Source organism: Deefgea piscis (genome assembly GCF_019665785.1).
GTDB lineage: Bacteria > Pseudomonadota > Gammaproteobacteria > Burkholderiales > Chitinibacteraceae > Deefgea.
This window is the reverse complement of sequence record NZ_CP081149.1, coordinates 2457861-2471419: the sequence shown is the minus strand read 5'-3', so window position 1 is coordinate 2471419 and position 13559 is coordinate 2457861. Positions and strand designations below refer to the sequence as shown.

The 13559-nt window shown below is 45.5% G+C and carries 13 protein-coding genes; 9 read left to right on the top strand and 4 right to left on the bottom strand.

Features of this window, described 5'->3' with window-relative positions:
• Window positions 1-9: 9 nt before the first annotated feature.
• From tnpB to K4H25_RS11315, 3 genes are all read right to left on the bottom strand, one after another.
• Window positions 10-351, bottom strand: a complete 342-nt coding sequence (gene tnpB / locus K4H25_RS11325) for an IS66 family insertion sequence element accessory protein TnpB (RefSeq protein WP_221020360.1) — start codon at window positions 349-351, stop codon at window positions 10-12.
• Window positions 348-680, bottom strand: a complete 333-nt coding sequence (gene tnpA / locus K4H25_RS11320; protein WP_221020359.1) for an IS66 family insertion sequence element accessory protein TnpA — start codon at window positions 678-680, stop codon at window positions 348-350. The genes tnpB and tnpA overlap by 4 nt, the downstream gene beginning before the upstream one ends.
• Before the next feature lie 72 nt (window positions 681-752).
• Window positions 753-977 (bottom strand): P-loop NTPase fold protein, encoded by a 225-nt coding sequence (locus tag K4H25_RS11315; RefSeq protein ID WP_221020603.1) that lies wholly within the window; start codon window positions 975-977, stop codon window positions 753-755.
• A gap of 261 nt (window positions 978-1238) precedes the next feature.
• Between K4H25_RS11315 and K4H25_RS11310 the strand changes: the two genes are divergently transcribed.
• The 9 genes from K4H25_RS11310 (at window position 1239) to istB (ending at window position 12805) form a co-directional block, all read left to right on the top strand.
• Window positions 1239-1448 carry a helix-turn-helix domain-containing protein gene (locus K4H25_RS11310; RefSeq protein WP_255587567.1) on the top strand — a complete coding sequence of 70 codons (210 nt, stop codon included), beginning with the start codon at window positions 1239-1241 and terminating at the stop codon, window positions 1446-1448.
• A gap of 54 nt (window positions 1449-1502) precedes the next feature.
• On the top strand, window positions 1503-3368 hold the full coding sequence (locus tag K4H25_RS11305; RefSeq protein WP_255587566.1) for a type I restriction-modification system subunit M: 1866 nt from the start codon (window positions 1503-1505) through the stop codon (window positions 3366-3368).
• Window positions 3365-4120, top strand: coding sequence for a hypothetical protein (locus tag K4H25_RS16955; RefSeq protein WP_255587565.1), 756 nt, complete (start codon window positions 3365-3367; stop codon window positions 4118-4120). Before K4H25_RS11305 ends, K4H25_RS16955 begins: the two co-directional genes overlap by 4 nt.
• A 1-nt stretch (window position 4121) precedes the next feature.
• A complete protein-coding gene (locus tag K4H25_RS11300; RefSeq protein ID WP_221020602.1) occupies window positions 4122-5366 on the top strand; it encodes a restriction endonuclease subunit S in 1245 nt (414 codons plus the stop codon).
• Window positions 5367-5625: 259 nt separating this feature from the next.
• A complete protein-coding gene (locus K4H25_RS11295; RefSeq protein WP_221020601.1) occupies window positions 5626-5790 on the top strand; it encodes a hypothetical protein in 165 nt (54 codons plus the stop codon).
• On the top strand, window positions 5787-8978 hold the full coding sequence (locus K4H25_RS11290) for a type I restriction endonuclease subunit R (protein WP_221020600.1): 3192 nt from the start codon (window positions 5787-5789) through the stop codon (window positions 8976-8978). The genes K4H25_RS11295 and K4H25_RS11290 overlap by 4 nt, the downstream gene beginning before the upstream one ends.
• Before the next feature lie 399 nt (window positions 8979-9377).
• Window positions 9378-10465, top strand: a protein-coding gene (locus K4H25_RS11285; RefSeq protein ID WP_221020586.1) for an IS3 family transposase whose coding sequence is annotated in 2 segments (ribosomal slippage) — window positions 9378-9630 and window positions 9630-10465 — 1089 coding nt in all. Because the reading frame shifts where the segments join, the coding sequence is not laid out codon by codon here.
• Between the two features lie 41 nt (window positions 10466-10506).
• Entirely contained in the window at window positions 10507-12000 is a 1494-nt protein-coding gene (gene istA, locus K4H25_RS11280) for an IS21 family transposase (RefSeq protein WP_221020599.1), read from the top strand.
• 1 nt (window position 12001) lies between these two features.
• Window positions 12002-12805: an IS21-like element helper ATPase IstB gene (gene istB, locus K4H25_RS11275; protein WP_221020598.1), complete on the top strand. Its 804-nt coding sequence runs from the start codon at window positions 12002-12004 to the stop codon at window positions 12803-12805.
• A 104-nt stretch (window positions 12806-12909) separates the two neighbouring features.
• On the opposite strand, the gene K4H25_RS11270 is transcribed toward istB, so the two are convergent.
• Window positions 12910-13449 (bottom strand): phage integrase central domain-containing protein, encoded by a 540-nt coding sequence (locus tag K4H25_RS11270; protein ID WP_221020597.1) that lies wholly within the window; start codon window positions 13447-13449, stop codon window positions 12910-12912.
• Window positions 13450-13559: the final 110 nt, after the last annotated feature.

Below are 13559 nucleotides of genomic sequence, written 5' to 3'. Positions count from 1 at the left end.
CAGCGTGAATTAGTAGACATATTCTGGCAGCGGTGGCGGCGCTAATCGCTGCCAGTCGACACCGCTCACCAACCATTGCCACTGCGCCGCATCCAGCGTAAACACAGCATCGCCCGATTGTGGCCAAATAAATCGACCGTGATGCAAACGCCGTTGCGCCAACCAGACGCCAGAGCGATCCCACAGCAACACTTTGAGGCGATTGCTGCGCTGATTGCGAAACGCATACGCTGCACCTTCGACGGGTGAACGCTGCAAACAGGCGTGAATCTTGGCCGACAAACCCTCGATGCCAAGGCGCATATCGACCGGTTCGACGACCAATTGCAGCGAAGTGAATGGCGGCATCATGCCAAACCGCGCAATAACGCCGCGACCCAAGCCGGATCGGTCGCCGCAGGCAAAGTCAGGGTCACGCCGGAGGGGAAATTCAACTGCAACTGCGCCGCAACGGGTGCGGGCCATTGTGCGGGCACGATGCTTGAAGCCGATGGTTTCGGAGCGATCTGCGGTTCGGTGATTGCAGCTGAAGATGCGTCGGCAGATTCGAGGCGGCTACGGCGCAGCCAACTGGAAAAAGTAGTGCGTTTAAGCTGGTGCACTCGGACAAACTCGGCTTGAGTTAAACCACTAGTCTGCCAACGTTGAACCCATTGCAAAGCATCAATCCACCGTCCCATGCTGCGCTCCAAAAAATCAAAAGCGCAGCATGCCTGAATTAAAACGATAATTGAGGTGGAACGGCTAAGCCCTTACCGAAATGCATCAATATAGACAGGTAGAAACGGTGCTATTTCATTATTACTTTCGACCAATGTGATTAACTTTTGGCAGAACTCAGTTTTCCCTGTACCCCAACTGCCATCAATGATCATTGGTGAAACTACGATATCAGAAGCAAGTAGTTGAATTATCTTTTCTGCGATTGGACGGCGCTGGTACTCATCGCGTGTATCAAATGAAATATTTTTTTGCATATAGGTTCCACATTGTGCGAGGTCTGTAAATTGGGGTACGAGCTGTGTGATGATGAGCGGATACCTGATTTTGACACTAAATTAGCAAGCCGAGTATCGACGTTCGATGAGTTTGTTTGGAAAACTTGAGTCAGATTCGGCATGAATAATTACACGCAGTTGTCGTTCAATTTTTCTATGGTCAGCGTACAATGTAATCCATTGTACTTCTTCGACATCCAGTCCCTTCGGTGGCACATTACGTTTAGGCAAGGAGGCGCTGTGACTGATGAAATCCTAACGATTAAGCAAGTTGCTGACTATTTGAAAGTGAATGAGCGAACGATTTACCGGCTTGCCGGTAATTCGGAAATCCCCGCGTTTAAGGTGGGTAATTCCTGGCGTTTCAAACGCTCAGAGTTAGAGTTGTGGATTGCGACTCAACAAGATCAGTATAAAACAACCATCGCTGTTAAAGCCGCCGACGCCTAGCCGCGTACGGCTGTGATGGCTTAGCCCCACAAGAATACGAAAAGGAAATGTATTTTGAATAAACAACAGTTAGCAGCCAAAATTTGGGAGTCTGCTAATCAGATGCGCTCAAAAATTGAAGCCAATGAATACAAAGACTACATTTTGGGGTTTATCTTCTACAAATACCTGTCTGATCAGCTCGTCCAATTCGCCAAGCAGGAAGGCATGTCCGATGCTGAAATCTCAGCACTGAGTGAGAGTGAGGGGCAAGAAAAAATTGTTGCCTACATCAGCGAAAAGTTGGGTTACTTTATTGCCTACGATAATTTGTTTTCTACTTGGCTGGCTAAAGGCAGTGATTTTGATGTTTCGAATGTGCGTGATGCCTTATCTGCGTTTGAGCGTCTGATCCACGAGAACCACAAAAAACTATTCGACGGCATTTTCAATACGCTGCAAACTGGCTTAAGTAAATTAGGTGAGAGCGCCGCCAAGCAAACCAAAGCCATCAGTGACTTGCTGCAACTGATCAAAGTCATCCCTATGGATGGCAAGCAAGACTACGACGTGCTGGGGTATATCTACGAATACCTGATTGAAAAATTTGCAGCCAATGCCGGTAAAAAAGCCGGTGAGTTTTATACGCCGCATGAAGTCTCGCTATTGATGTCCGAGATCATTGCGCATCACGTTAAAGATAAAGAAAAAATCGAGATTTATGACCCGACCAGTGGCTCAGGCTCATTGCTGATCAATATCGGTAATTGCGTCGCCAAATACATTGATGGCGACAACAAAATTAAATACTTTGCGCAAGAACTCAAAGCCAATACCTACAATTTAACGCGTATGAACTTAGTCATGCGCGGTATTAAACCCAACAATATCATTACCCGCAATGGCGACACACTCGAAGACGATTGGCCTTACTTCGATGAGAATAACCCAACGGATTACGACCCCTTGTATGTTGATGCCGTGGTTTCCAATCCACCGTATTCACAGCAATGGGATTCTGATCACAAAGAAAACGATCCGCGTTACTCGCGCTTTGGATTAGCGCCTAAAACCAAAGCCGACTATGCTTTTTTGCTGCACGATCTTTACCATCTCAAACCCGACGGCATCATGGCGATTGTCTTACCCCATGGCGTGTTATTCCGTGGCGGTGAAGAGGGGGCAATCCGCAAGCAACTGATTGAACAAAACCACATTGATGCCATTATTGGCTTGCCTGCCAATATCTTTTTTGGCACCGGCATTCCTACCGTGATTATGGTACTCCGCCAAAAACGTGAGCCGACCGATGTGCTCATCGTCGATGCGTCTAAGCACTTCATCAAAGTGGGTAAAAACAATAAGCTGCAAGCCTCAGACATCAAACGCATTACCGATGCAATAATTCATCGCAGCAACAATCCAAAGTTCTCACAGGTGGTTAGCAAAGAAACACTGCGCCAGAACGACTACAACCTGAATATTCCGCGTTACGTTGATTCTGCCGAAGCCGCTGAAAGCTGGGATTTACACGCCACCATGCTGGGCGGTATTCCTGTGAGCGAAATCAATCAACTTGAACGCTATTGGCAAGCCTTTCCGGCATTACGCGTTGCTTTATTCAGTAACACAAACAGCCACTATGCCCAGCTGGCCATTGCCGCCAGTGACGTCAAAGCTACCATCACGCAACACAGCGAAGTGAAAGCCTTTGCGCAGACCTATATCAACGCGTTTGCAGGTTTTGATACTGATCTAAAAACCGAACTGATTACGCAATGGCAAGCAGTCAGTATCGCTAAACAAGAAAGCCTTTTGAGCCACGCGCTTGTTGCGCGTTTAGCCAATACGGCACTTAATGGCGTTGCCTTAATCAATCATACCAAGCCTACCAACTGCTCAATAACCACTGGCAAAACATCGCCGCTGATTTGGAAATGATGCAAACCGAAGGCTTTGCTGCTTGCAAGCAGGTTGACCCAAATATGGTCATCAAAAAGGTCAAAGGCGTAGAAGCAGAAATTCAAGATGGTTGGATTGGTCACATCATGCCGTTTGCCTTGGTGCAAACCACCTACTTAAACGACGATCTACAAGCGCTACAGCGACAAGAAAACCGCCTCGCTGAAATCAGCGCGGAAATTGAAGGTGTTCTCGATTCGCTTTCCGAAGAAGAAAAATCTTTCGACACTGTTAACGATAATGGTGATGGCTTTGTTAATGCCGCCGTGACCAAAGCCGCCAAGCGTCTGAAAGCAGATCTCAAAGCAGCGGCAAAAACCGCCAAAGTTTTTGATGAAGAGAGCTACGAAGCAAAAATCATCAAAGTGGATTTCTTGATCAACCAAGAGAAAACACTGAAAAAAGCAGTTAAAGACGCCGCTGAAGCTCTACACCTTAAGACCAAGGCCACGATTGAACAGTTAAGCGACGATCAGGTGAATCACTTGCTCGAACTGAAATGGATTACACCTTTGCTGAGCGAGTTAAGCCAGTTGCCTAGCAACTTGATCCAGCAGCTCAGCCGCCAAGTACAAACCCTGGCCGATAAATACGCCGCCACTTATGCCGACGTCGCTAAAGAGATTAAACAAACCGAGCAGCTACTAGCTGGTTTAATCGACGAACTGACAGGCAACGAGTTTGACCAGCAAGGCTTGGCCGAATTAAAAGCGTTTTTGGTGGGCAAGTAAGATGAGCGCAGAAAATTTAGTGCCTGCGATTCGTTTCAAAGGATTTAGTGGGGAATGGGAAGAAAAAAAATTCAAGGATATTGTAGCTAACTTGTCCGGCGGTGCTTCTATTGCACCGAGTGATTACCAAGATAAAGGAATAAGGACAATTCCAAAAGGAGCTGTTAATTCTACGGGAATAGCAGAGTTGTCTGGCAGCAAGTATGTATCACTTGATTTTTATGAAAAGAATATTTCAAGTAAAGTTTCCTCTGGAGATTTGGTAACATCTTTACGTGATCTAGTCCCTACAGCTCCCAATATGGGAAGAATCGTAAAGGTTAAAACCCCTAAAGAAGATTTTTTAATGCCGCAGGGCGTTTATAAGATAGATCTTGAAGATGGTATCGATGAATATTTTTTAATTTCATATTCGAATAGTGAAGTATTTAGAAAAATAATTTCTAGTGAAAAAAATGGTTCAACTCAAGTTCACATTAGAAATGGTGAGTTTTTAAGTATTGAAATAATTAAACCTAAATCTGAAGAGCAAAAAGAAATAGGCCGTTTTTTTCAAAAGATAGACACGTTAGTTGCCCAGCATCAGCAAAAGCACGATAAATTGTTAAGCCTTAAAATATCCCTGCTCGAAAAGATGTTTCCTAAGCAAGGTAAAAAGGAGCCAGAGATTCGATTTAAGGGGTTTAGTGGGGAATGGGAAGATCAGGCGTTAGCGGATGTTGCTGATTTATATGACGGAACACACCAAACACCTAAATATACAAGTTCTGGTGTAATGTTTCTTTCTGTCGAAAATATTAAAGATTTGAAGTCAAATAAATATATTTCAAACGAGGATTTTGAGAAAGGATTCAAAGTTTTTCCAAAGAAAAACGATGTGTTAATGACACGTATTGGAGATGTTGGAACGGCAAATGTGGTTGATTCAGATGAGCCGAAAGCTTATTACGTGACATTAGCTTTATTGAAGCATAAAGTGCTTGATCCATATTTCTTAAAGAGCAGCATAGCTTCAGAACGGGTAAGGAAAGATATTTGGCACAGAACTTTACATATTGCATTTCCAAAAAAAATAAATATGAATGAAATTTCTAAGGTGATAATTCCTACTCCGTCATCAGAAAAGGAACAAGAAAATATTGGTCATTATTTTCAGCAGCTAGATGCATTAATTAACCAACATCAAGCTCAAATAAATAAACTCAATAGCGTCAAGCAAGCCTGCTTGGAGAAAATGTTTGTTTAACTTAAGTTGGATTGCGTTAAGTAGGGTATTTGATTGCGGGGCTTTTTTTTAAGTTGCTACAATCAAATACCCATGATGTATGGCTTGCGCCGCAATGAAGCGTAAAGTCTATTTGAGCCATACCCTGAAAGCGATGGAGCATACGAATGACCTTAGAAAATAAACTTTGCATCACCGATGTAGTCGAGCTGGCTCGCGTTGAAGAAAAATTTAGTAAAGCACAAGCCCATAAGCTGATAAAGATGATTGTTTAATGGAGATGGAGCGCAGCCATGTAAAAGACATTGAAATCAAATATTTTTTACAGCAAGCGCTGAGTGATCAAATCAATAATGCCGAAGTTTATATGAAAGGCATTGATGCCAGCTATTACTACGAGGGCTGCACCCTCTACAAAACCGAAGATGAAGGTGACCAAGCATGACCTTTACTACCGAAGCCGCTTTTGAAACCGCCTTAATCAATGAGTTAAAAAACAAAGGTTGGGAAGATCAAGTCTTAAGAAATCCGACTGAAGCGGATTTGCTGCAAAACTGGGCAGATATTCTATTTCAGAACAACCGCGATATCGACCGACTAAATGATGTGCCGTTGACTGATAGCGAAATGCAGCAAATTGTTGAGCAAATTCGCGAGCTAAAAACACCGCTCAAGCTCAATGGTTTTATCAATGGCAAAACCGTATCGATTACCCGCGACAACCCGAAAGACCCATTACATTTTGGCAAAGAAATTAGCCTAAAAATCTACGACCGTCACGAAATTGCCGCAGGGCAAAGCCGCTACCAAATTGTGCAGCAACCCAAGTTTGCTAAATCGTCCAAAATCCTAAATGACCGCCGTGGTGATCTGCTGTTACTGATTAACGGCATGCCCTTGATTCATATCGAACTCAAGCGCAGCGGTAAGCCGGTAAGTAATGCTTATAACCAAATCGTAAAATATTCTGCTGAGAGCGTATTTACTGGTCTGTTTGCCTTGGTTCAGGTATTTGTAGCTATGGAACCGTCTGAGATGGTTTACTTTGCCAACCCTGGCATGGATGGCCGATTTAACAAAGATTTTTACTTTCATTGGGCTGATTTTGATAACGAGCCAGTGAATGATTGGAAAGGGATCGCATCGCGTTTTCTGTCTATTCCGATGGCGCACCAATTGATTGGTTTTTACACCGTGGCTGATCATTCTGATGGTGTGCTGAAGGTGATGCGTAGTTATCAGTATTACGCGGCCAACGCCATATCAGACAAGGTTTCCAAAACCAACTGGGCTGATCGAGATCGTTTAGGTGGTTATGTGTGGCATACCACAGGCTCCGGCAAAACGATGACCAGCTTCAAATCAGCACAGCTGATTGCTCATTCAAAAGACGCTGATAAAGTGATCTTTTTAATGGATCGAATCGAGCTGGGAGTGCAATCCTTGCAAGAATACAAAGGCTTTGCTGGTGAGGGTGAAACAGTACAGGCGACTGAAAATACTGGCGTGCTGATCAGTAAACTTAAAAGCACCGATCCAGCGAATACCTTGATTGTTAGCTCAATTCAAAAAATGAGTAACATCAGCGCCGAGGCTAATGACGATGGCGTGAGTTTACAAAGCCATGATATTGCGTTGATCAATAATCAGCGCATCGTTTTTATTATGGATGAAGCGCATCGCTCGACCTTTGGCGATATGCTGATCACTATTAAAAAGACCTTTCCTTCGGCGATCTTTTTTGGCTTTACCGGCACGCCGATTCAAGATGAAAACCAAAAAAATCTCAATACGACAGCAACCGTGTTTGGTAATGAATTACACCGCTACAGCATTGCCGATGGCATCCGTGATAAAAATGTACTTGGCTTTGATCCGTACAAGGTGATGACTTATACAGATACAGATTTAAAAACAGCTGTGGCGCTGCACAAAGCCAAAGCGAAAACAGAAAGCGAAGCCTTGGCCGACCCAAAGAAAAAGGCGGTGTTTAACCGCTATATGCGTGATGTCACTATGGCGGGTTACTTTGAAGACAATGGCATTTATGTGAAAGGCATTGAGGATGAATTGCCTAAGTCGCAATACACCCAAGCCACACATCAAGAAGAAGTGGTTAAAGATATTGTTGCCAATTGGACGAACCTAAGCCAAAACAGCAAGTTCCACGCTATTTTTGCCACCAGCAGCATTAAAGAAGCCATTGAGTATTATCGCCACTTAAAACTAGCTGCGCCCACATTGAAAATCAGTGCCTTGTTCGATCCCTATATTGATGAAGACAGTGACTATGAAGATGGCCCTGCGTTTAAACAAGCCGGTTTGGTTGAAATTATCACCGACTATAACGCGAAGTATGGGCAGGATTTTAACTTGGGCAGTCATGCTCAATTTAAAAAAGACCTTGCCGCTCGGCTCGCCCATAAACGTCCTTACTTGCGCCTAGAAAAAGATCCAGAGCAACAAATTGATTTGTTGATTGTGGTGGATCAAATGCTCACGGGTTTTGATTCAAAATGGCTCAATACCTTGTATCTGGATAAGGTATTGAGATATGAAAATATCATTCAAGCTTTTTCACGTACCAATCGCCTGTATCTAGAACACGAAAAACCATTTGGCACGATACGCTACTACCGCTACCCGCACAGCATGGAACGCTATATTGAAGAGGCGATCAAGCTGTATTCAGGTGACAAAGCAATCGGGCTGTTTGTCGATAAATTGCCAAGCAACTTGAAAAAAATTAACGACTTTTATGATGACATTGCTGAGTTATTTCGCAATGCAGGCGTCGCTAACTTTGAAAAACTACCCGCTGATAAATCGGTATGCGGTCAATTTGCCAAGCTGTTTGCACAGCTGAATCAGCATTTAGAAGCGGCCAAAGTTCAAGGTTTTACTTGGGATAAATTAAGCTACCCGAGTGCTGAACACCCAATTGAAATCACGCTAAAGCTTGATGAAAATACTTATTTAGCCTTGGCGCTTCGTTACAAAGAACTATCCAGTGGCGGCGGTGGGGGCGGCGGCACTAGTGACGTGCCGTTTGATATATCAGGCCATTTAACCGAAATCGATACCGGAAAAATCGACGCGGATTACATGAATTCGCGCTTTGAAAAATACCTGAAGACGATTCAGCGGAATGGTGTAGGTGCTGCAGACATTCAAAAAACAATGGATGAACTACATAAATCTTTTGCTACCTTGACCCAAGAAGAGCAGAAGTTTGCCAATATTTTTCTGAATGATGTGCAACGCGGTGATGCCACGCTAGAAGAAGGCAAAACCTTTCGAGATTACATTACTGAATATCTAGCTAACGCAAAAAATGAGCAAATTACCGAGCTTGTTGAGTTGCTGAGTAAGACGACAGATATTGCCGTGTTTACCGACAAATTAAACCGGATGATGAATGCTGGAATCACTGCTGCCAATATCAATGAGTTTGGGCGCTTAGATACGTTAAAAAGCTACGTCGATAAGGCTAAAGCCAAAGCCCATTTCGAAGAGACCGAAGGCGCAATTTTTACGACATTTCAGATCAATATGAAAGTCGATAAATTGCTGCAAGACTTCATTATGAAGGGTGGTTTTGAACTAGAGCAGGCCAGCACTTGCACGGCATAACACGTATGGCACTAGATCGCAGCGTGAGCTGCGATCTAGTAGTGGCTATTGCGTTGAGAGATATAGGCTATGTCGCAGAGTTGTAGGTGTTTGAAGTAGCTTCTTGGAAGATTGTCACTAATTTATATTTATATTGGCGGAGAATGCTTTTTTGAGTTGGTTGTTTCTGCTTGAATAGTTTTGACCTACTCTTGAAACCAAAGAGGATAGAGGTATGTTGAGGCGCATTGAATATTAACCAGCAAAACGCCATTTTGCGCAGTGAATTTTGACCAGGGTAACTAATCTCCAAACTCGTTCAACGAGCTAGGAAATTGAAGGTGATTACCATGGTAATCCCCCCACCAAACCAGCTCATTTTTAAGTAGAATTTTCTCGCAGTCTTTGAGGAGCTTCTACATGAAAGCAGCACGTTATTCTGACAGCCAGATTATGGCGATTTTAAAGCAGGCCGAAGCCGGCTCCACTGTTCCTGATTTATGCCGTGAACACGGCATGAGCTCGGCCTCTTTTTATAAGTGGCGCGCTAAGTTTGGCGGCATGGACGTCTCGATGATGACGCGCATGAAAGAGCTGGAAGATGAAAACAAGCGCCTTAAAAAGATGTATATCGAAGCTCAAATGCAGGCAGACATCATCAAGGAAGCCATGGCAAAAAAGTGGTGAAGCCATCTCAGCGGCGTGAGATGGCGCGCTGGGCCGTTGAATCAAAGGCCGTTTCGATTCGTGCAGCTTGCGCTAGCTTTATGATCAGCACGACTTGTTATCGCTATGTGGCAAAACTAGACGCAGAAAATGAAAAAATTGCCGATTCGTTACTGCAACTTACCCAAGTTCATCGCACATGGGGCTTTGGTCTGTGCTTTTTGCATCTACGAAACGTCAAGAAAAAGTCTTGGAATCACAAACGGGTCTACCGGATTTATTGCGATTTAGAATTAAATCTGCGAATTAAGCCTAATAAACGCTTAATTCGTGCAACGCCAGCACCATTAGCAGTGCCTGAGAAAATCAATGAAACGTGGTCGATGGATTTTATGCACGATCAATTAGCCGATGGCCGCAGCATTCGCCTGTTTAATGTGATTGATGATTTTAATCGGGAGGGTTTAGCGATTGATGTTGATTTCTCTTTGCCGGCCGAGCGCGTGGTGCGTAGTTTGAATCAAATCATTGAATGGCGAGGCAAGCCAAAACGGATTCGCTCAGATAATGGGCCTGAATATATTAGCCAGTTGCTAAAAAACTGGGCGGAACAACATTCAATTGAATTGGCGTATATTCAGCCGGGCAATCCCCAGCAAAATGCCTATATCGAGCGCTATAATCGGACCGTGCGGCATGAATGGCTGGCTTGCGATGACTTTGAAAGTCTTGCTGAAGTGCAAGAGGTTGCCACGCAATGGCTTTGGAGCTACAACAACGAGCGCCCGCACATGGGTTTGGGTGGCATCACCCCGAAACAAAAACTGGCATTACATGCCTGACCTCTACTTTTAAGTGAGCTTAAAAGTGGGGGGATTACCCCATGGCCACATTTGCTAAAGTCCGCCGCATGTATTTCCGCGATCGGCTCTCCATTAGTGAGATTGCACGACGCACTTCACTCACTCGTAATACCGTCAAGAAATGGATTCGTACCGAGTCCAGCACTGAACCCTGTTATCAACGCAAGTCCGTTAATACCAAACTCACGCCGTTTCACGCGCAGCTCATCAAGGCATTACAAACCGATTTGCATCGCCCGAAACGCGACCGTCGCACGGCCAGAGTCTTGTTCCAAGAACTCGTTCTCGCTGGCTTTGATGGCGATTATTCCTGCGTCACCGCATTTATTCGCCAGTGGCGTTTAGAAACCATGGGGCCCTCGTTGAAATCCGCTTTTGTACCGCTCAAGTTTGCACTGGGTGAAGCGTTTCAATTCGACTGGAGCGAGGAATCGCTGCTGATTGGCGGCATTCATCGCAAGGTGTTGTTGGCGCATCTGAAACTGTGCGCTAGTCGTGCATTTGCCTTGATGGCCTATCCGACCCAAAGTCACGAGATGTTGTTTGATGCACATACTCGTGCGTTTCAAATGCTGGGCGGTGTGCCGACTCGCGGCATCTACGACAACATGAAGACCGCCGTGGATAAAGTCTTGCCAGGCAAATCAAGGGTCGTGAATGCGCGCTTTCATGCCATGACGGCGCATTATTTGTTTGATCCCGATTTCTGCAATGTCGCTTCCGGTTGGGAGAAAGGCATTGTTGAGAAGAACGTGCAAGATCGGCGGCGGCAAATTTGGCAGGCGGCACAGCAAGTACAGTTCGCCAACTTTGATGAGCTCAATCTCTGGCTCGCCGAGCGCTGTCGCGCCGCATGGCAAGAGATGCATCACCCCGACTATCCAGAACTCACTTTGGCTGAGTTGCTGCAAGACGAACAAGTGCAGATGATGCCGTTTCCAGGTGCGTTTGATGGTTATACCGAAATCTTAGCGCGGGTTTCGAGTACCTGTTTGATCACCTTTCAGCGCAATCGCTATTCAGTGCCGTGCCATTTAGCCAATCAAATGGTGAGTATTCGACTCTATCCAACGCACATCGTCATCTATGCCGATCAAGATCCAGTGACACAGCATCCGCGTAGCTTTGATCGCCGCCGCATCTTTTATGACTGGCAACATTACGTTCCTTTGGTTGAGAAGAAGCCAGGCGCATTGCGCAATGGCGCGCCATTCAGCGAAATGCCTGACTATTTGCAACAATTGCAACGGCGCTTGTTGCGACATGACGGCGGGGATCGAGTCATGGCCAAAGTGCTTGGCTGTATTCCTCGGCATGGCCTCACTACGTTGCAAGTGGCCGTTGAGTTAATGCTGGAAACGGGGCAAGTCAGTGCCGAGCATGTTCTCAATGTACTGACGCGGTTACACGAAGCGCCACAGCCAGCGACATTAGAAACGGCGTTGCAACTGAAAGACCCGCCGCTTGCGGATAGTGGGCGTTACGATCAGCTGCACCAAAATAGCGAGGTGTAGCATGGAGCTCGACATCCACACTGAACTAAAACAGCTGAAGCTCCACGGCATGGCATCGACGTATACCGACATACGCCAATCCAGCCCTAGCCATGAGGCCAATACCCTTGATGCTTATCTGCGGCAGATGATTCGCGCCGAACATGCCGATCGGCATGTGCGCTCGATTAGCTATCAAATGCAAGCCGCTCGCTTCCCACATCATCGTGACTTGGCGGGCTTTGACTTTAGCCAATCCAAAGTTGATGAAAGCTTAATTCGTGAGCTCGCCCAAGGTCAATACGCCGCAGCAGCCCATAACATTGTATTGATTGGCGGTACAGGAACGGGCAAAACGCATCTGGCGACGGCGCTAGGCATCACAGGCATCCAACAACAAGAATTACGGGTACGGTTCCATTCCACGCTGGAATTGGTCAACCGACTTGAGCAAGAAAAGGCTGCAGGTAGGCAAGGTAAATTGGCGTATAGCCTGATGCATATGGACGTGGTGATTCTGGATGAATTGGGCTATTTACCTTTCTCACAAGCGGGCGGTGCGCTGCTGTTTCATTTGCTGAGCAAATTGTATGAGCGCACCAGCGTGATCATCACCACCAATTTGACCTTTGCGGAGTGGCCTAATGTGTTCGGCGACGCTAAGCTCACCACGGCCTTACTGGATCGGCTGACGCACCATTGCCATATCATCGAAACAGGTAATGAGTCATGGCGCTTTAAGCAAAGTAGCGCCAGTGCCAAACTTAAAATACAGGAAAGAGAGCGACAAAAAGAGCAGCCAAGCAGCGCCGACGAATTATTTTAAAGCTTGTAAAAAAGAGGAGAAAAGCAGTACGCTAAAACCAGTCATCCATGCCGTGGATGACGCTAACGCCTGGTTAAAATTCAACGCGCATCGCTGGTCAAAATTCAGTACGCCTCAACACAGCGTACCCTATGCGCCGTTTCTATAGCTCCGCGCTCTTCTATGCGGCGCAAGCATGCTAGTAGTTCTGGAGCATCGATAGTGGATATCTCTCTTTTGCCAAGCCAAGGAAAAATATCACTTTCAAGGCGGTTGATTGTACGGTCTCTATGGCTTTTAGACTTGGCAGCCATCGCTCTTTCAAACCACTCACGAGCGATAATTTCAAAGCTACAAATATTTTCTGTTCGAGCCGCTTCTTTTTTTCTATTGCGTTCTTCAATGGGGTCTAGGCTGTTGGCAAGCAATGACTTGGCTTCTTCACGAAAGCCACGGGCATTGGCTAGAGTTACAACGGGGAACTCGCCGAAAGACATCAGGGTTTCTGTACCATTAGGCTTGGTGTATTTGAAGCGCCAAATCTTTGAGCCATTACTTTTGACTAAAAGAAATAATCCGCCGCCATCATAAAGGCGATAGTCTTTTTCTTTAGCCTTAGCGCTAGAGCATTCTGTTGAGCTTAGGGGTTTAGTTTGACGTGCCATAGGGGTACGGCCTCGCTATTGAATGGGGTATTGGCATACTGTACCCCTAAACGTATCCCTAAAACAACTGGGTTGGGTCGGACGAGTTCGGATGTGGTGGGTAACAAAAA

What these genes read in the sequence shown, in the direction of transcription:
- istB (WP_221020598.1), top strand. Translation starts at nt 12,002, where the DNA reads ATGGAGCTCGACATCCACACTGAACTAAAACAGCTGAAGCTCCACGGC.
- tnpB (WP_221020360.1), bottom strand. Translation starts at nt 351, where the DNA reads ATGATGCCGCCATTCACTTCGCTGCAATTGGTCGTCGAACCGGTCGAT.
- K4H25_RS11295 (WP_221020601.1), top strand. Translation starts at nt 5,626, where the DNA reads ATGGAGCGCAGCCATGTAAAAGACATTGAAATCAAATATTTTTTACAG.
- tnpA (WP_221020359.1), bottom strand. Translation starts at nt 680, where the DNA reads ATGGGACGGTGGATTGATGCTTTGCAATGGGTTCAACGTTGGCAGACT.
- K4H25_RS11290 (WP_221020600.1), top strand. Translation starts at nt 5,787, where the DNA reads ATGACCTTTACTACCGAAGCCGCTTTTGAAACCGCCTTAATCAATGAG.
- K4H25_RS11300 (WP_221020602.1), top strand. Translation starts at nt 4,122, where the DNA reads ATGAGCGCAGAAAATTTAGTGCCTGCGATTCGTTTCAAAGGATTTAGT.
- K4H25_RS11315 (WP_221020603.1), bottom strand. Translation starts at nt 977, where the DNA reads ATGCAAAAAAATATTTCATTTGATACACGCGATGAGTACCAGCGCCGT.
- istA (WP_221020599.1), top strand. Translation starts at nt 10,507, where the DNA reads ATGGCCACATTTGCTAAAGTCCGCCGCATGTATTTCCGCGATCGGCTC.
- K4H25_RS11270 (WP_221020597.1), bottom strand. Translation starts at nt 13,449, where the DNA reads ATGGCACGTCAAACTAAACCCCTAAGCTCAACAGAATGCTCTAGCGCT.
- K4H25_RS16955 (WP_255587565.1), top strand. Translation starts at nt 3,365, where the DNA reads ATGATGCAAACCGAAGGCTTTGCTGCTTGCAAGCAGGTTGACCCAAAT.